General features: G+C 68.5%; 15 protein-coding genes. 14 read left to right on the top strand and 1 reads right to left on the bottom strand.

Annotation, left to right across the window (positions count from 1 at the left end; genetic code table 11):
- From OQ789_RS11350 to proB, 13 genes are all read left to right on the top strand, one after another.
- Positions 1-389 (top strand): transglycosylase family protein (locus tag OQ789_RS11350; protein ID WP_324685766.1); only part of this gene is annotated, 389 nt, incomplete at its 5' end.
- Between the two features lie 119 nt (positions 390-508).
- The gene (locus OQ789_RS11345; protein WP_324685765.1) at positions 509-1,765 is read left to right on the top strand and encodes a trans-acting enoyl reductase family protein; all 1,257 of its coding nucleotides are present in this window, start codon (positions 509-511) and stop codon (positions 1,763-1,765) included.
- A 106-nt stretch (positions 1,766-1,871) separates the two neighbouring features.
- Positions 1,872-2,465, top strand: a complete 594-nt coding sequence (locus OQ789_RS11340; RefSeq protein WP_324685763.1) for a DUF937 domain-containing protein — start codon at positions 1,872-1,874, stop codon at positions 2,463-2,465.
- Between the two features lie 160 nt (positions 2,466-2,625).
- Complete coding sequence (locus OQ789_RS11335) at positions 2,626-3,222, top strand: LysM peptidoglycan-binding domain-containing protein (protein ID WP_324685761.1); 597 nt, start codon at positions 2,626-2,628, stop codon at positions 3,220-3,222.
- 77 nt (positions 3,223-3,299) lie between these two features.
- Positions 3,300-5,960 (top strand): valine--tRNA ligase, encoded by a 2,661-nt coding sequence (locus OQ789_RS11330; protein ID WP_324685760.1) that lies wholly within the window; start codon positions 3,300-3,302, stop codon positions 5,958-5,960.
- Complete coding sequence (folC, locus tag OQ789_RS11325) at positions 5,957-7,426, top strand: bifunctional tetrahydrofolate synthase/dihydrofolate synthase (RefSeq protein ID WP_420716095.1); 1,470 nt, start codon at positions 5,957-5,959, stop codon at positions 7,424-7,426. The genes OQ789_RS11330 and folC overlap by 4 nt, the downstream gene beginning before the upstream one ends.
- Complete coding sequence (locus tag OQ789_RS11320; protein WP_324685759.1) at positions 7,423-7,797, top strand: DUF4233 domain-containing protein; 375 nt, start codon at positions 7,423-7,425, stop codon at positions 7,795-7,797. Before folC ends, OQ789_RS11320 begins: the two co-directional genes overlap by 4 nt.
- Before the next feature lie 79 nt (positions 7,798-7,876).
- Positions 7,877-8,287: a nucleoside-diphosphate kinase gene (gene ndk / locus OQ789_RS11315; protein ID WP_324685757.1), complete on the top strand. Its 411-nt coding sequence runs from the start codon at positions 7,877-7,879 to the stop codon at positions 8,285-8,287.
- Between the two features lie 345 nt (positions 8,288-8,632).
- The gene (locus tag OQ789_RS11310) at positions 8,633-11,464 is read left to right on the top strand and encodes an Rne/Rng family ribonuclease (RefSeq protein ID WP_324685756.1); all 2,832 of its coding nucleotides are present in this window, start codon (positions 8,633-8,635) and stop codon (positions 11,462-11,464) included.
- Between the two features lie 219 nt (positions 11,465-11,683).
- Positions 11,684-11,995: a 50S ribosomal protein L21 gene (gene rplU / locus OQ789_RS11305; RefSeq protein ID WP_007769829.1), complete on the top strand. Its 312-nt coding sequence runs from the start codon at positions 11,684-11,686 to the stop codon at positions 11,993-11,995.
- A 15-nt stretch (positions 11,996-12,010) separates the two neighbouring features.
- Entirely contained in the window at positions 12,011-12,277 is a 267-nt protein-coding gene (rpmA, locus tag OQ789_RS11300; RefSeq protein ID WP_324685752.1) for a 50S ribosomal protein L27, read from the top strand.
- 60 nt (positions 12,278-12,337) lie between these two features.
- Positions 12,338-13,798, top strand: coding sequence for a GTPase ObgE (obgE, locus tag OQ789_RS11295; RefSeq protein WP_324685750.1), 1,461 nt, complete (start codon positions 12,338-12,340; stop codon positions 13,796-13,798).
- Positions 13,799-13,803: 5 nt separating this feature from the next.
- Positions 13,804-14,910: a glutamate 5-kinase gene (proB, locus tag OQ789_RS11290; RefSeq protein WP_324685794.1), complete on the top strand. Its 1,107-nt coding sequence runs from the start codon at positions 13,804-13,806 to the stop codon at positions 14,908-14,910.
- Positions 14,911-15,035: 125 nt separating this feature from the next.
- Here proB and OQ789_RS11285 read toward each other — a convergent pair whose 3' ends face one another.
- Complete coding sequence (locus OQ789_RS11285; protein WP_324685749.1) at positions 15,036-15,686, bottom strand: TetR/AcrR family transcriptional regulator; 651 nt, start codon at positions 15,684-15,686, stop codon at positions 15,036-15,038.
- Positions 15,687-15,794: 108 nt separating this feature from the next.
- On the opposite strand from OQ789_RS11285, the gene OQ789_RS11280 reads away from it, so the two are divergent.
- Positions 15,795-17,072, top strand: coding sequence for a cytochrome P450 (locus OQ789_RS11280; RefSeq protein WP_324685747.1), 1,278 nt, complete (start codon positions 15,795-15,797; stop codon positions 17,070-17,072).
- Positions 17,073-17,074 lie beyond the last annotated feature (2 nt).

The following is a 17,074-nucleotide window of genomic DNA, read 5'->3' as shown; positions in this document are numbered from 1 at the left end:
CGCCGCCGGCTCCCGACGCTCCGCCGCCGCCGGCTCCCGACGCTCCGCCGCCGCCGGCTCCCGACGCTCCGCCGCCGCCGGCTCCGGACGCGCCGCCGCCGGCTCCCGATGCTCCCCCGCCGGGTCCGGACGTCCCGCCGCCTCCCGCCCACCGGGCGTACAGCGTCAACTGGGACGCGATCGCGCAGTGCGAGTCGGGTGGCAACTGGGGCATCAGCACCGGTAACGGCTACTCCGGTGGCCTGCAGTTCACCCCGAGCACCTGGCGTGCCAACGGTGGCAGTGGCTCACCGTCCGGCGCGAGCCGCGACGAGCAGATCCGGGTCGCCGAGAACGTGCTGCACTCGCAGGGCATCGGCGCTTGGCCGGTCTGCGGACGCCGCGGCTGAGCCGCAGCGCAACCGACGGCTTCGCTGTCATATCTAATAAGAAGTGCCGGGCCCTGAGGCCCGGCACTTCTTATTAGATGCAGCGGGCGCGGGTAACGGCGTCGGGTAGCGTCGGGCGCGTGACCGCAACGCCGCGCGAATTCGACATTGTGCTGTACGGGGCCACCGGCTTCGTCGGCAAACTCACCGCCGAATACCTCGCCGGCTCGGCACCGGACAAGCGGATCGCGCTGGCCGGCAGGTCGACCGACCGGTTGAGCGCCGTCCGGGACACGCTGGGCGAGGCCGCGCAGTCGTGGCCCGTCCTGAAGGCCGACGCGACGACGCCCTCGACGCTCGACGAGATGGCGGCCCGTGCCCGAGTCGTCATCACCACCGTCGGGCCCTACACCCGCTACGGGTTGCCGCTGGTGGCCGCGTGCGCCGCCGCGGGCACCGACTACGCCGACCTGACCGGCGAGGCGATGTTCGTTCGCGAAAGCATCGACCTCTATCACAAGCAGGCCGCGGATACCGGCGCGCGCATCGTGCACGCGTGCGGCTTCGACTCCGTTCCTTCGGACCTCAGCGTGTATGCGCTCTACCGCGCGGCGCGCGACGGCGGCGCCGGCGAACTCGGCGACACCGACCTCGTGGTCCGTTCCTTCTCCGGCGGCGTGTCCGGTGGGACCGTCGCATCGATGCTGGAGGTGCTGGATACCGCCTCCCGCGATGCGGATGCCCGCCGCCAGCTCGCCGACCCGTACACGCTGACCACGGACCGCGGCGCCGAACCCGAAGTCGGCCGCCAGCCCGACCTGCCCTGGCGCCGTGGCGGCCGGATCGCGCCGGAGCTGGCCGGTTTGTGGACGTCGGGGTTCCCGATGGCGCCCTACAACACCCGAATCGTGCGGCGCAGCAACGCGTTGCTGGACTGGGCCTACGGCCGCCAACTGCGTTACAGCGAGAGCATGAGCCTGGGATCGTCGCCGCTGGCCCCGGTGGCATCCGCCGTGGTCGGCGGCGTGGGTGCGGCGACCTTCGGGCTGGGCAGCCGGTATTTCCGGCTGCTGCCCCGCAGACTGGTGGAGCGCATCGTGCCCAAACCCGGGACCGGCCCGAGTGAGGCCGCGCGGGAACGCGGCTTCTACCGGATCGAGACCTTCACCACCACGACCACCGGCGCGCGTTACGTGGCACGCATGGAGCAGCGCGGCGACCCGGGCTATAAGGCGACGTCGGTGCTGTTGGGGGAGAGCGGCCTCGCGCTGGCCCTGGACCGCGACAAGCTACCCGACCGGTATGGCGTTCTCACCCCCGCGGCCGCGATGGGCGACGCGCTGCTGGACCGGTTCCCCGCCGCAGGTGTGGTGCTCGAGGTCGAGCGGCTGAACTGATCGGTCGCGTGACACCCGCCTCAGCGGGGGGTGTCGTCCCGGAGCGCATGCGTCTAGTGTCGTAATTGGCTTGCCTCATCCATTCCAGCGAAGGCGGATCACTCTGATGGCCGGTCTTGACGATCTCTACGCTCAGATTCCCACGTCCGAAATCGCGACAAAGCTCGGCGCTGACGAAGGCGAAGTCGACAGCGCCATTCACACGCTGGTTCCGGTGCTGCTCACCGGGCTGCACCAGAATTCGCAAGATCCCGCGGAAGCCGAGCGGCTCGAGTCCGCCGCGACGAGTCACGCCGCCCGTGGCCTGCTCGACGCGGGCGGCGACTCGGTGGACGCGAGTGACGGGCACCAGGCGATCGCGACGATCTTCGGCAACAACGACGCCGATCAAGTCGCGTCGGCCCTGGCCAAGGGCGGCGCCGGGAACAGCGCCTTGCTCAAGCAGTTGCTGCCGGTCCTCGTGCCGATCGTGCTCGCCTACGTTGGCAAACAGCTGAACCCGGCGGAGGGTGGTTCGCGGGAAACCGCTTCTCGGACAACGCAGTCCGCCTCCGGCGGCGGCCTGGGCGAAGTGCTGGGCAGCATCCTCGGTGCCGGCTCCCGCGACAACTCCTTGGGTGGCATTCTCGGAAATGTGTTGAGCGGCAAGGGTGGTGCGCTGGGCGACATCCTCGGCGGGTTGCTCGGCGGCAAGAAGTAGCCCGGCGCCAAGGCGAAGGTGTTCGTCAGCATTTCTCACGCCGTCTCGATTGCGTCGAGGGAGGGATGTCCAAGCTCATTGAGGATCGTCACGACTTAGGAGTACGACCAATCTGCGGCCTCGGCCTGGCCGGACTGCGTTGATGAGGGAGGTAAATGCTATGTCAGACACGCTTAGCGCCGGTCAGAAGCTGGTGCGCGGGGAATCGCTCACCTCGAACAACGGCGCCTACACCTTGACCCTGGAAGACGACGGCAACCTGGTGCTGGCCTCGCGTGGCAAGGCTCTGTGGTCGACATCGACCAACGGCCAAGACGTGGTGCGGGCCGAGGTGCAGCCCGACGGCAATTTCGTCCTCTACACGGCGGACAAACCCGTCTGGCACACCGACACCAAGGGCAAGAAGGACGTCAGGCTCGTGCTGCAAGACGACCGCAACCTGGTGCTGTACTCCGCGGACGGACCGGCATGGTCGACCCGCACCGAGACCGACGCCCCGCCGCCGGCGGCGCCCGAGGCCGCCGCCGACGAGTCGCCCGCGCCCGCCGAGGAGGCCGTCGCCGAGCAGGCCCCCGCGGAGGCCGCGCCGGAGCCGGAGCCCGCGGCGCGGACCTACACCGTCGAATCCGGCGACACGCTGTGGGCCATTGCCGAGCGCTTCTACGGCGACGGCAACAGGTATCAGGCGATCGCCGACGCCAGCGGCATCCCCAATCCGGACCTGATTCAGCCCGGCCAGGTGCTCACGATTCCCTGACCGCGACACCGCACGCCCCGCCGGCTGCGGATTTGGGCGCTTACATGGGAGTAAATGGCGCTCCCTAGAATTGACGGGTGACCGCCAGCCGCAGCTTCGCCACCGACCTTCCCAAGTCATGGGATCCCGGTGCGGTAGAAAGCGCGATCTACCAGAAGTGGGTGGACGCGGGGTACTTCGCGGCTGACCCGAACAGCACCAGGCCCGGCTATTCGATTGTGCTGCCGCCGCCGAACGTCACCGGCAGCCTGCACATGGGGCACGCGCTCGAACACACCATGATGGACGCCCTGACCCGGCGCAAGCGCATGCAGGGCTACGAGGTGTTGTGGCAGCCGGGCATGGACCACGCCGGTATCGCCACCCAGAGCGTGGTGGAAAAGCAGCTCGCCGTCGACGGCAAGAGCAAAGAAGACTTCGGCCGCGAGCTGTTCGTCGACAAGGTGTGGGACTGGAAGCGGGAGTCCGGCGGGGCGATCGGCGGCCAGATGCGCCGGCTCGGCGACGGCGTGGACTGGAGCCGCGACCGATTCACCATGGACGAGGGCCTGTCGCGGGCGGTCCGGGCGATCTTCAAGCGCCTCTACGACGCCGGACTGATCTATCGTGCCGAGCGGCTGGTCAACTGGTCGCCGGTGCTACAGACGGCGATTTCGGATATCGAGGTCGACTATCAGGAGGTCGAAGGCGAGCTGGTGTCGTTCCGGTACGGCTCGATGGACGACTCGCAGCCTCACATCGTGGTGGCGACCACCCGGATGGAGACGATGCTCGGCGACACCGCGATCGCGGTGCACCCGGACGACGAGCGCTACCGCCACCTGGTGGGGGCCCGGTTGCCGCATCCCTTCGTGGACCGCGAGATGATCGTGGTCGCCGACGAGCACGTCGATCCCGAATTCGGCACGGGCGCAGTCAAAGTGACGCCGGCGCACGACCCGAACGACTTCGAGATCGGCCTGCGTCACCAGCTTCCGATGCCGTCGATCATGGACACCAAGGGTCACATCACCGGCACCGGAACACAATTCGACGGCATGGACCGCTTCGCGGCCCGGGTCGCGGTGCGTGAGGCGCTGGCCGCGCAGGGCCGGATCATCGAGGAGAAGCGGCCGTACCTGCACAGCGTCGGGCACTCCGAACGCAGCGGCGAGCCGATCGAACCACGCCTTTCCCTGCAGTGGTGGGTTCGGGTGGAGTCGCTCGCCAAGGCCGCCGGTGACGCGGTGCGCAACGGCGACACCGTGATTCACCCCGCCAGCCTGGAACCACGCTGGTTCGCCTGGGTCGACGACATGCACGACTGGTGCATCTCGCGCCAGCTGTGGTGGGGCCACCGCATCCCGATCTGGTACGGCCCCGACGGCGAACAGCGCTGCGTCGGTCCCGACGAAACGCCACCAGAAGGTTGGGAGCAGGACCCCGACGTGCTGGACACCTGGTTCTCCTCGGCGCTGTGGCCGTTCTCCACACTGGGCTGGCCGGAAAAGACGGCAGAACTCGAGAAGTTCTATCCCACAAGTGTTCTGGTCACCGGCTATGACATCCTGTTCTTCTGGGTGGCCAGGATGATGATGTTCGGCACCTTCGTCGGTGACGACGACGCCATCACCCTCGACGGCCGCCGCGGTCCGCAGGTGCCGTTCACCGATGTGTTCCTGCACGGGCTGATCCGCGACGAGTTCGGCCGCAAGATGAGCAAATCCAAGGGCAACGTCATCGACCCGCTGGACTGGGTGGAGCTCTTCGGGGCCGACGCCTTGCGGTTCACCCTGGCCCGCGGCGCCAGTCCCGGCGGCGACCTGTCGATCGGCGAAGACCATGTCCGCGCGTCCCGCAACTTCTGCACCAAGCTGTTCAACGCCACCCGCTATGCGCTGCTCAACGGCGCCAAGCTGGCCCCGCTGCCCGACCCGGCCGAGCTCACCGACGCCGACCGGTGGATCCTCGGGCGATTGGAAGAGGTTCGCGCCGAGGTTGACTCGGCGTTCGACAGCTACGAGTTCAGCCGCGCCTGCGAGGCGCTCTACCACTTCGCGTGGGACGAATTCTGCGACTGGTACGTCGAATTGGCCAAAACGCAACTGGCCGAAGGGATCACGTACACTACGGCCGTGCTGGCGGCGACGCTGGACGCCCTGCTGCGGCTGCTGCACCCGGTGATCCCGTTCATCACCGAGGCCCTGTGGCAGGCGCTGACCGGCGACGAGACCCGATACGAGTCGCTGGTGATCGCCGACTGGCCGCAGTCGTCCGGAATCGTCTTGGATCAGGTTGCCGCACAACGGATCACCGACATGCAGAAGCTGGTGACCGAGGTGCGGCGGTTTCGCAGCGATCAAGGCCTGGCCGACCGCCAGAAGGTGCCGGCCCGGATGACCGGCGTCGACGAATCCGAGCTGAGCACCCAGGTCAGCGCGGTGACGTCGCTGGCGTGGCTCACCGCCGCCGGGCCGGAGTTTCGCCCGTCGGCGTCGGTCGAAGTGCGGCTCAGCGGCGGCACCGTCGTCGTCGAACTCGACACCTCGGGCACCATCGACGTCGCCGCCGAGCGCCGCCGGCTGGAAAAGGATCTGGCCGCGGCGCACAAGGAATTGGCATCGACCGCCGCGAAACTGGAGAACGAGGACTTTCTGGCTAAGGCGCCCGAACACGTCGTCGCCAAGATCCGTGAACGTCAGCGGGTCGCCCGTGACGAAGCCGACCGGATCAACACGAGGCTGGCTGCACTGCAGTGACATTCGAGCCTTTCGAGCACGGGCAGGGCGGGCTTCCCGGTGAGGTCCCCGACCCGGCCCCCACCCCGGACGAGATCGCGTCGCTGCTGCAGGTCGAGCACCTGCTGGACCAGCGCTGGCCGGAGACCAAGATCGAGCCGAGCCTGACCCGGATCAGCGCGCTGATGGACCTGCTGGGCTCGCCCCAACTGGCCTATCCGTCGATCCATGTCGCGGGTACCAACGGCAAGACGTCGGTGACCCGGATGATCGACGCGCTGATCACCGCGCTGCACCGGCGAACCGGGCGCACCACCAGCCCGCACCTGCAGTCGGCGACCGAACGCATCTCGATCGACTCCAAGCCGATCAGCCCGGCGCAGTACGTGGCGACCTACCGCGAGATCGAGCCGTTCGTGCAGATGGTCGACACGCAGTCGCAGGCCGACGGCGGGCCCGCGATGAGCAAGTTCGAGGTGTTGACCGCGATGGCGTTCGCCGCGTTCGCGGACGCGCCCGTCGACGTCGCGGTGATCGAGGTGGGCCTGGGGGGACGGTGGGATGCCACCAACGTGATCAACGCCCCGGTGGCGGTCATCACCCCGATCTCCATCGACCACGTCGAATACCTGGGCGACGATCTCGCCGGCATCGCGGGGGAGAAGGCCGGCATCATCACCCGGGCGCCGGAGGGCGCGCCCGATACCGTCGCGGTGATCGGGCGTCAGGCCCCCGAGGCGATGGACGTGCTGCTGGCCCGAACCGTGCAAGCCGACGCTGCGGTCGCCCGCGAGGACTCGGAGTTCGCCGTGCTGGGCCGTCAGGTCGCGATCGGTGGGCAGATGTTGCAGCTGCAGGGACTGGGTGGGGTGTACTCCGATGTCTACCTGCCGCTGCACGGCGAACATCAGGCGCACAACGCGGTGCTGGCGCTGGCGGCGGTCGAGGCGTTCTTCGGAGCCGGTGCGCAGCGTCAGCTCGACGTCGAGGCGGTTCGTGCCGGTTTCGCCGCGGTCGCCGGCCCCGGCCGACTGGAGCGGATGCGCAGCGCGCCCACGGTGTTCATCGACGCGGCCCACAATCCCGCGGGTGCGGCCGCGCTGGCGCAGACGCTGGCCGGCGAGTTCGACTTCCGCTACCTGGTCGGGGTGCTCAGCGTGATGGCCGACAAGGACGTCGACGGCATCCTCACCGCGCTGGAGCCGGTGTTCGATGCCGTCGTCGTCACCCACAACGGATCCCCGCGGGCGCTCGACGTCGACGCACTTGCCGTTGCGGCGGGCGCGAAGTTCGGACCCGACCGGGTGAGCACCGCCGAGACCATGCGCGATGCCATCGACGTGGCGACCGCGCTCGTCGATGAGGCCGTCCGGGACGGGGTGTCCGACGGCGCGGCCGAAGCCTTCTCCGGCACCGGCATCGTCATCACCGGTTCGGTGGTCACGGCCGGGGCGGCGCGGACGTTGTTTGGTCGTGACCCGCAATGACCGGCGCTCAGCTACCCGAGAACCCCGAGGAGCCTGCTCCGGCGGACCCGTGGCGCAGCTTCGGCGCGGTGATGGCCCTGACGCTGTTTTTGGAGGCGATCGTGGTGCTGCTCGCGATCCCGGTGGTGGGCGCGGTCGGCGGCGGCCTGACGACGGTGTCGCTGGTCTACCTGATCGGGCTGGCCGTTCTGCTGATCCTGATGATCGCGGTGCAGCGCAAACCCTGGGCGGTTTGGGCCAACCTCGGCGTGCAGGTCATCCTGCTCGCCGGTTTCGCGATCTACCCCGGCGTCGGTTTCATCGGTCTGCTGTTCACCGGGCTGTGGGGCTTGATCGCCTACTTCCGGGCCGAGGTGAGGCGCAGGCAGTGAAGAGCGGCGGCGTGACGCCCCGAGCGGGCCCGTCGCCGCCACCTGACGTCACCGCTCCTGGTTATGTACGCTGTCGGCCGTGACCGAACGGACATTGGTACTGATCAAGCCCGACGGCGTGCAGCGGCAGCTGGTCGGGGAGATCATCGGCCGCATCGAGCGCAAGGGCCTCTCCCTCAGCGCGCTTCAGCTCCGGTCGGTCGACCGCGACCTGGCCACCCAGCACTACGCCGAACACGAGGGCAAGCCCTTCTTCGAGTCGCTGCTGGAGTTCATCACCTCAGGACCGGTGGTGGCGGCCATCGTGGAGGGCCCACGGGCGATCGCGGCCTTCCGCCAGCTCGCGGGCGGTACCGATCCGGTGGACAAGGCGATCCCCGGCACGATCCGCGGCGATTTCGGGCTTGAGACCCAGTTCAACCTCGTGCACGGGTCGGATTCGGCCGAGTCCGCGAAGCGCGAGATCGCGCTTTGGTTTCCCGACGCCTAGAGCTGCGGAGATAGCCGCCTCGGCGCAACCGTCGAGACTTTGCTGAAGTCGGCTGCATCATGTGCGGCCGGGGCGGCGACGTGATGTGGGATACTGGTCTCGGGTGAACGTCGCCGGACCGGCGTCAGACACCCGAATGAAGACTTAGACAAGCGCGACCAATAGCCCCGTCGCCTTGGTTCGCTGCATGTCAGGCCGTCATTCAGCACGGCGCCGAGTGGGTCTGCGATCCTGGGCCGCTCGGGGCGAGACCATCACAAGTCCGGGAGAAGTGACCCGGACCCATAGCGGAGTCCTCGCGTGGCCGCGTCGTAACGGACGCGCCCGGGGGCTTGAGGAGAATACGTGGTAGACGGTGCACCGACTGCAGACCCATCAAAAGAATCGACTCGGCCGGAGGAACTGCCGGACCGCTTGAGAGTTCATTCGCTGGCACGAACGCTGGGCACCACCAGCAAGCGTGTGCTGGACGCACTCAGTGAGCTCGACGGTCGTATCCGCAGCGCGCATTCCACCGTGGACCGCGACGACGCGGTCCGGGTCCGGGACCTGCTGGCGGCGCAGCCGCCGGCGACCGCGGAGAACGCGGGCAGTGCGCCCGGGGCCGCCGTGGCGGACGAGCCCGAGTCCCGGCTGCTGCTCGAGACCCCGGACGACGCCGCCGAGCGACCGCATTACATGCCGCTGTTCGTCGCGCCGCAGCCGATCGATGTCCGTGAGGACGACGCCGGCACGGAAGACAGCGCCGCCGATTCCGACGATTCCGACAGCGACGACGACGAGCAGGCCGACCGGCCGTCGAACCGGCGGCGGCGCCGCGGCCGTCGCGGTCGCGGCCGGGGTCGCGGTGAGCAGGGCGGGCCCGACGGCCAAGGCGATGACGAGGACGACGAGCAACCGCGCGACAGGAGGGGTGGCCAGCCGGACTCGGAGGACGCCGACGGCCAGGATTCCGACGACTCCGAGGACTCGGACGACTCGGACGGCGGTGACGACGGTTCGGAGGGCGCCAATCGCCGCCGCAGGCGGCGCCGGAGGCGCAAATCCGGAGTGGCCGATGACAACGACGAGGGGTCCTCGCCGGACGACCCGCCCAACACGGTGGTGCACGAGCGGTCGCCACGCAACGGCAAGGGCGGCGGAGACGACTCCGCCGGCTCGAACAACGAGATCAAAGGCATCAGCGGCTCGACCCGGCTGGAGGCCAAGCGGCAACGCCGCCGGGACGGCCGCGACGCCGGCCGTCGTCGCCCGCCGGTGCTGACCGAGGCCGAATTCCTGGCCCGTCGCGAGGCCGTCGAGCGGGTGATGGTCGTGCGCGACCGGGTCCGCGCCGAGCCCCCGCATCAGGGGTCGCGGTACACGCAGATCGCGGTGCTCGAGGACGGCATCGTCGTGGAGCACTTCGTCACGTCGGCCGCGTCGGCCTCGCTGGTGGGCAATATCTACCTGGGCATCGTGCAGAACGTGCTGCCGTCGATGGAGGCGGCATTCGTCGACATCGGCCGCGGGCGCAACGGCGTGCTCTACGCGGGCGAGGTCAACTGGGAGGCCGCCGGGCTCGGCGGATCCGATCGCAAGATCGAACAGGCCCTCAAACCCGGCGATTATGTCGTCGTCCAGGTCAGTAAGGACCCGGTGGGGCACAAGGGCGCGCGGCTCACGACGCAAGTGTCGCTCGCCGGGCGCTACCTGGTCTATGTGCCTGGGGCGTCGTCGACCGGGATCAGCCGCAAGCTGCCCGACACCGAGCGCCAGCGGCTCAAGGAGATTTTGCGCGAGGTGGTGCCGTCGGACGCCGGGGTGATCATCCGCACCGCGTCAGAGGGCGTCAAAGAAGAGGACATCCGCAGCGACGTCACCCGCCTGCAGGAGCGCTGGAAACAGATCGAGGCTAAGGCGATCGAGATCAAAGAGAAGGCCGCCGGCGCCGCGGTGGCCCTCTACGAAGAGCCCGACGTGCTGGTCAAGGTCATCCGCGATTTGTTCAACGAGGACTTCGCCGGCCTCATCGTTTCCGGTGACGAGGCCTGGACCACCATCAACGATTACGTGAATTCGGTTGCCCCCGATCTGGTTTCGAGGCTGACGAAATACGAGCCGCCCGCCGGGCCGGACGGGCAGGCGGGGCCGGATGTGTTCGCGGTACATCGCATCGACGAGCAGCTGGCCAAGGCGATGGAGCGCAAGGTGTGGCTGCCGTCGGGCGGCACGCTGGTGATCGACCGGACCGAGGCCATGACGGTGGTCGACGTCAACACCGGCAAGTTCACCGGGTCCGGGGGCAACCTCGAGCAGACGGTCACCAAGAACAACCTCGAGGCGGCCGAGGAGATCGTGCGTCAGCTGCGGCTGCGCGACATCGGCGGCATCGTGGTCATCGACTTCATCGACATGGTGCTGGAGTCCAACCGCGATCTGGTGCTGCGGCGGCTGACCGAGGCGCTCGCCCGCGACCGCACCCGCCATCAGGTCTCCGAGGTGACCTCGCTCGGGTTGGTCCAGCTGACCCGCAAGCGGTTGGGCACCGGCCTGATCGAGGCCTTCTCGACGTCGTGTCCGAACTGCGGTGGGCGCGGGATCCTGTTGCACACCGATCCGGTGGATTCGGCCCCGTCGAACGGGCGCAAGTCCGAATCCGGCGGCGGCCGCCGGGGCAGGCGCAAGAAGAGCAAGGCCGACGAGCCGGTGGTGGCCAAGGTGCCCGCTCACGCGCCCGGCGAACATCCGATGTTCAAGGCGATGGCCGCCGGCTCCACCACGCAGTCCGAGGGTGACGAATCCGAGGATGTCACCGATGACACCACCGACGAGCTCGACCGGGTCGAGGGCGCTCGCTCGCGTGATGTCGCGGACACCGACCAAGAGGGCTTAGACGGCGATTCGGACGACGACGACACCGATGACTCCGACGACGACTCGGACGACGACCTCGACGAAGACGATGACGACGATGACGACGATGACGACGACCTCGACGACGAAGAGGACCTCGGCGACGATGACGAGGATCTCGCGCTCGACGACGACGATGACGATCTGGACACCGAGGACGACGATTCCGACGACACCGATGCCGGGGCGGGCTCCGTCGCGGCCGACCAGGCCGGCGCGGGACGCCCACGGCGCAGACGCGCCGCGGGCAGGCCGGCCGGGCCACCGATCCACGCGGACTGAGCGGACCACACGCCGCCGGTGCTGGCCGGTTTGACCCTGTAGCCGCTGGTCACGTACCCTTGGACAGTTGTCGTCAGGCCGGGCGAGGAAAACTTCGGCCGGCGGCAGCGGGACTCCCCGGGAATCGGCGCAGGCCCGCAACTCAGACCCACCACGTGAACCGCGGCTGGTTGGCGCGCGACGCGCAGAGCAGCGGCTAGGAGAAGGAGCAGAGCAACGATGGCGACCTACGCAATCGTGAAGACGGGCGGCAAGCAGTACAAGGTCGCCGTCGGGGACGTGGTCAAGGTCGAAAAGCTCGAATCCGAGCCCGGCTCGAACGTGTCGCTGCCGGTCGCCCTGGTCGTGGATGGCGCCAAGGTGACCACCGACGCGGCCGCCCTGGCCAAGGTCGCGGTGACCGGCGAGGTGCTCGAGCACACCAAGGGCCCCAAGATCCGCATCCACAAGTTCAGGAACAAGACCGGCTACCACAAGCGTCAGGGTCACCGTCAGCAGCTGACGGTCCTGAAGGTCACCGGAATCAAGTAGCAGAGGCGACAAGACATGGCACACAAGAAGGGCGCTTCCAGCTCGCGCAACGGTCGCGATTCCGCCGCGCAGCGGCTGGGCGTGAAGCGATTCGGCGGTCAGATCGTCAAGGCGGGCGAAATCATCGTCCGGCAGCGTGGCACCAAGTTCCACCCAGGCGTCAATGTCGGCCGCGGCGGCGACGACACCTTGTTCGCCAAGGAAGCCGGGGCCGTCGAGTTCGGCCTCAAGCGCGGCCGTAAGACCGTCAACATCGTGACGGCCGGACAAGCCGCCGACTGACGGTGTTTCCGGGCCCTGCCCGGTGATTTCGGCGCCCGGTGGTAGGTGAGAGGACCCACGATGCCACGGTTCGTCGACCGCGTCGTCATCCATGCGCGCGCCGGTGCCGGCGGTAACGGCTGCGCCTCGGTCCATCGCGAGAAGTTCAAGCCGCTGGGCGGCCCGGACGGCGGCAACGGTGGTCGCGGCGGCAGCATCGTCTTCGTCGTCGATCCGCAGGTGCACACCCTGCTCGACTTCCATTTCCATCCGCATGTCACCGCGCCCTCGGGCAAGCAGGGCATGGGCAACAACCGCGACGGCGCCGCCGGCGCCGATCTCGAAGTCAAAGTTCCCGACGGTACGGTCGTCCTCGACGAAAACGGTCGGCTGCTGGCCGATCTGGTCGGCGCGGGCACCCGTTTCGAAGCCGCCGCGGGCGGGCGCGGCGGGCTGGGCAACGCCGCGCTCGCGTCGCGGGCGCGCAAGGCTCCCGGCTTTGCGCTGCTGGGCGAGCAGGGCCAGACCCGCGACCTGACCCTGGAGCTCAAGACGGTCGCCGACGCGGGCCTCATCGGCTTTCCGTCGGCCGGCAAATCCTCGCTGGTGTCCACGATTTCGGCGGCCAAGCCCAAGATCGCCGACTATCCGTTCACCACCTTGGTTCCCAACCTCGGCGTGGTGTCGGCGGGTGAGCGCACCTTCACCGTCGCCGATGTGCCCGGCCTGATCCCGGGTGCATCCCAGGGGCGCGGCCTGGGACTGGATTTTCTCCGGCACATCGAGCGATGCGCCGTGCTGGTGCATGTCGTCGATTGCGCCACCGCGGACCCCGGCCGCGACCCGATTTCCGACATCGACGCGCTGGAGGCCGAACTCGCCGCGTATACGCCCACCCTGCAGGGGGATGTCACGTTGGGTGACCTGACCGAGCGGCCGCGCGCGGTGGTGCTCAACAAGATCGACGTGCCCGAAGCGCGTGAACTCGCCGAATTCGTCCGTGACGAGATCGCCGAGCGGGGCTGGCCGGTGTTCCTGGTGTCCACGGTCGCGCGAGAAGGACTGCAGCCGTTGATCTTCGGGCTGTCGAAAATGATCACGGAGTACAAGGACGCGCAGCCGGAGGTGGTGCCGCGCCGTCCGGTGATTCGCCCCGTTCCCGTCGACGACAGCGGTTTCAGCGTCGAGCCCGATCCCGGGCAGCCGGACGCCTTCGTGGTCAGCGGCGCGCGCCCCGAGCGATGGATCCGCCAGACCAACTTCGACAACGACGAGGCCGTGGGATATCTCGCGGACCGGCTGGCGCGCCTCGGTGTCGAGGAGGAGCTGCTGCGGCTGGGTGCGCGGCCGGGCTGCGAAGTGACCATCGGGGATATGACGTTCGATTGGGAGCCGCAAACTCCTGCCGGACAACAGATTACGACCAAACCCCCGATGTCCGGCAGGGGAACCGACGCGCGGTTGGAGCGCACCGAGCGCATCGGCGCCGCCGAACGCAAGGCCGCCCGCCGCCAGCGCCGCGAGCGCGGTGAGGAGTCGTGACCGCGTTGGGTGCCACGCGCGACGTCATCCGCACCGCCCGCAGCCTGGTGGTCAAGGTGGGGACCAACGCGCTGACCACACCTTCGGGGGTGTTCGACGGCGACCGGCTGGCCGGACTGGCCGACGCGATCGAGGCGCGGATGAAGGCAGGCACCGACGTCGTCATCGTGTCGTCGGGAGCGATCGCCGCTGGCATCGAGCCGCTCGGATTGTCGCGACGGCCAAGGGATTTGGCGACAAAGCAGGCCGCGGCCAGTGTCGGTCAGGTGGCGCTGGTGAATTCGTGGAGCGCGGCGTTCGCCCGCTACGGCCGCACAGTCGGGCAGGTGCTGCTGAGCGCGCATGACATCTCGATGCGGGCCCAGCACACCAACGCGCAGCGCACGTTGGACCGGCTGCGCGCGCTACATGCGGTCGCGATTGTCAACGAGAATGACACGGTGGCCACCAACGAGATCCGGTTCGGCGACAACGACCGGCTTTCGGCGCTGGTGGCCCACCTGGTCGGGGCCGAGGCGCTGGTGTTGCTGTCCGACATCGACGGGCTCTACGACTCGGATCCGCGAAAGAACGACGGCGCGAGGTTCATCTCTGAGGTGTCGGGCTCCGCGGATCTGATCGGGGTAATCGCCGGTCCCGGCAGCGATTTGGGTACCGGCGGGATGACCTCGAAAATGTCCTCGGCGCTGCTGGCCGCCGACGCGGGTGTTCCGGTGTTGCTGGCCGCCGCCGCCGACGCCGCGACCGCGCTCACCCACGCCTCGGTCGGCACCGCGTTCGCGGCGTGCCCGGTGCGGATGTCGGCGCGGCGGTTCTGGGTGCGCTACGCCGCCGAGGCGGCGGGCTCGCTGACCCTGGACGAGGGTGCGGTGCGCGCGGTGGTGGGGCAGCGTCGCTCGCTGCTGGCCGCCGGGATCACCGCGGTGGCCGGGCGTTTCTACGCCGGCGACGTCGTCGAACTGCGGGACCCGGACGCGCTGATGGTCGCCCGTGGCGTGGTCGCCTACGACGCGACCGAACTCACCACCATGATGGGCCGCTCGACCTCCGGGTTGCCCGGCGAGTTGCGCAGGCCCGCGGTGCACGCCGACGATCTGGTGGCGGTGTCATAGCGGTTCCGCGTGGTTCCGCATGGATGAGGCGTCTGCTGACCGAATAGAACCGTCACGAACGTGATAGCGCCTGAGCCGGCGCATTTGGGACTCGCCGCATGGCGGCACCGTCGGGTCCGTTTGGGTCAGCGATCCGAGGTTGGCTTGAGATACAGTGCACCCCAAACGATTTCGGCCAGCGTGGCGGCGAGCTGGGCATCGTAGTCGGGTGGATTGGCTGGCAGGTTCTGGTGGCAGGCCCGCTCGACCATCCAGGTCAGTGCGCTGGCGGTGGTCAGGGGCGCCAGCTCGGGGCGAATGGATCCGTCTGCCTGGCCGTCCTCGATAACCCGGGTCATCTGCTCGGAGATCCCGATCAGCAGTTCGCGATACGTGTGCGCCGTCGGCGGGTCGTAGCCGGCCATTTCGTTGAGCGCGACCAGCACCGCCTGATGGCGCCGGTAGGTGGCGATGATGCGGCTCATCGCCGTCCGCACGTCGTTCGGGTCATGCCGCCCGGCCACGCTCCACCAGCTGCGCGCGCTGTCGGTCAGATCGCGGAACACCTGGCCCGCGAGCCGGCGCAGCAGATGACCCTTGTCCTCGAAGTAGATGTAGAAGCTGGCCCGCGAAATGCCCGCCTCGCCGGAGAGCCGATCCACGCTGAGTTCGGTGAAGCTCGCACCGTCTCGCATCAGCCGTTCGGTGGCGTCGAGCAGCCGACGCTCCATTTGCTCGCGCCGCTGCTCACGACCCACGCCGCGGTGGCCCTGCGGTTTGCGGGTGAGCGACGGCATGGGGCGAGCATAGCCGAGCCTCGGACACATTGACTAGACATAGTGTCTAGGCATATTGTCGCGGACGAGCCTGTGACCGGGGTCATACGAGATGGAGGGGTCGCCGCCATGGCTGTGCTGACAGATGGGGCTGGTACCGACAGGACCGGTCGTGCCTACGACGAGATCGACCTGTCCTCGCGGGCGTTCTGGTCGACCACCGCGGCGGACCGGGAACGCTCGTTCGCCGTGCTGCGCGCCGAGCGCCCGGTGAGCTGGCATCCGCCCGTCGAAGACTCGCTCATGCCTGACCCGGCCGATCCCGGCTTCTGGGCGGTCACCCGACGCTCCGACATCGTCGCGGTCAGCCGCAACAACGACGTCTTCCTGTCCGGCCGGGGCGTGATGTTCGAGAGCATTCCGGTCGAGCTGCTCGAGGCGTCGCAGTCATTCCTCGCGATGGACCCGCCTCGACACACCAAGCTGCGCAAGCTCGCGCACGCCGCGCTCAGCCCGCGGCAGGTCCGCCGCATCGAGGACTCAATCAAGGCCAACGCCAAGACCATCGTCGACGAACTGCGGGCCGCCGGTAGCGGTGCGGATTTCGTCGACCACTGCGCCAAGGAGCTGCCCATCCGCACCCTGTCGGACATGATGGGAATTCCTGAGTCCGAGCGCGAGCGCATGGCGCACGCGACCGACGCCCTGGTGTCCTGGGCCGACCCGGAATTCCTCAACGGGCGCCCGGCGATGGAAGTCCTGGTGGAAAACCAGCTGTATCTGCACCAGCTCGTCGGCACCCTGGCCACCCAGCGTCGCGAGCACCCCGGCGACGACCTGATCAGCAGCCTGGTCACCGCCGAGGTGGACGGTGACCGCCTGGAAGACGCGGAGGTGGCGGCGTTCTTCGTGCTGCTCTCCGTGGCGGGCAACGACACCACCCGGCAAACCATCAGCCACACGCTGCGGGCACTGACGGATTTCCCCGACGAGAAGGCTTGGCTGCTCGAGGATTTCGACAACCGGATCGGTACGGCAGTCGAGGAGTTCATCCGCTGGGCGACGCCGGTGATGACCTTTCGCCGCACGGCCGCAACGGATGTCGAGCTGGGCGGCCAGACGATTTTGGCGGGCGAGAAGGTGGTCATGTTGTATCCGTCCGGCAATTGGGACACCGAGTTTTTCGACCACCCGGAGCGCCTGAACTTGAGCCGCGACGCCAACCCGCACGTGGGCTTCGGCGGCGGCGGACTGCACTTCTGCCTGGGTGCACACGTGGCCCGCGCGCAACTGCGGGCCATCGTCGGCGAGCTGTTCCGTCAGCTGCCAGACATCCAGGCGGGCGACCCCGCCTATCTCGCGGGCAATTTCGTGCATGCCATCCGCACCATGCCCTGCACCTTCTAATG

This window comes from Mycobacterium sp. 94-17 (genome assembly GCF_035617725.1).
Classification (GTDB): domain Bacteria; phylum Actinomycetota; class Actinomycetes; order Mycobacteriales; family Mycobacteriaceae; genus Mycobacterium.
Note: the sequence above shows the minus strand (reverse complement) of the source record. Positions and strands in the feature narration are given on the sequence as shown.

Bases quoted from the DNA above. Each gene is read 5' to 3' on its own strand.
- OQ789_RS11340 (WP_324685763.1), top strand. From the start codon at position 1,872: ATGGCCGGTCTTGACGATCTCTACGCTCAGATTCCCACGTCCGAAATC.
- OQ789_RS11335 (WP_324685761.1), top strand. From the start codon at position 2,626: ATGTCAGACACGCTTAGCGCCGGTCAGAAGCTGGTGCGCGGGGAATCG.
- OQ789_RS11320 (WP_324685759.1), top strand. From the start codon at position 7,423: ATGACCGGCGCTCAGCTACCCGAGAACCCCGAGGAGCCTGCTCCGGCG.
- rplU (WP_007769829.1), top strand. From the start codon at position 11,684: ATGGCGACCTACGCAATCGTGAAGACGGGCGGCAAGCAGTACAAGGTC.
- rpmA (WP_324685752.1), top strand. From the start codon at position 12,011: ATGGCACACAAGAAGGGCGCTTCCAGCTCGCGCAACGGTCGCGATTCC.
- obgE (WP_324685750.1), top strand. From the start codon at position 12,338: ATGCCACGGTTCGTCGACCGCGTCGTCATCCATGCGCGCGCCGGTGCC.
- OQ789_RS11285 (WP_324685749.1), bottom strand. From the start codon at position 15,686: ATGCCGTCGCTCACCCGCAAACCGCAGGGCCACCGCGGCGTGGGTCGT.
- OQ789_RS11280 (WP_324685747.1), top strand. From the start codon at position 15,795: ATGGCTGTGCTGACAGATGGGGCTGGTACCGACAGGACCGGTCGTGCC.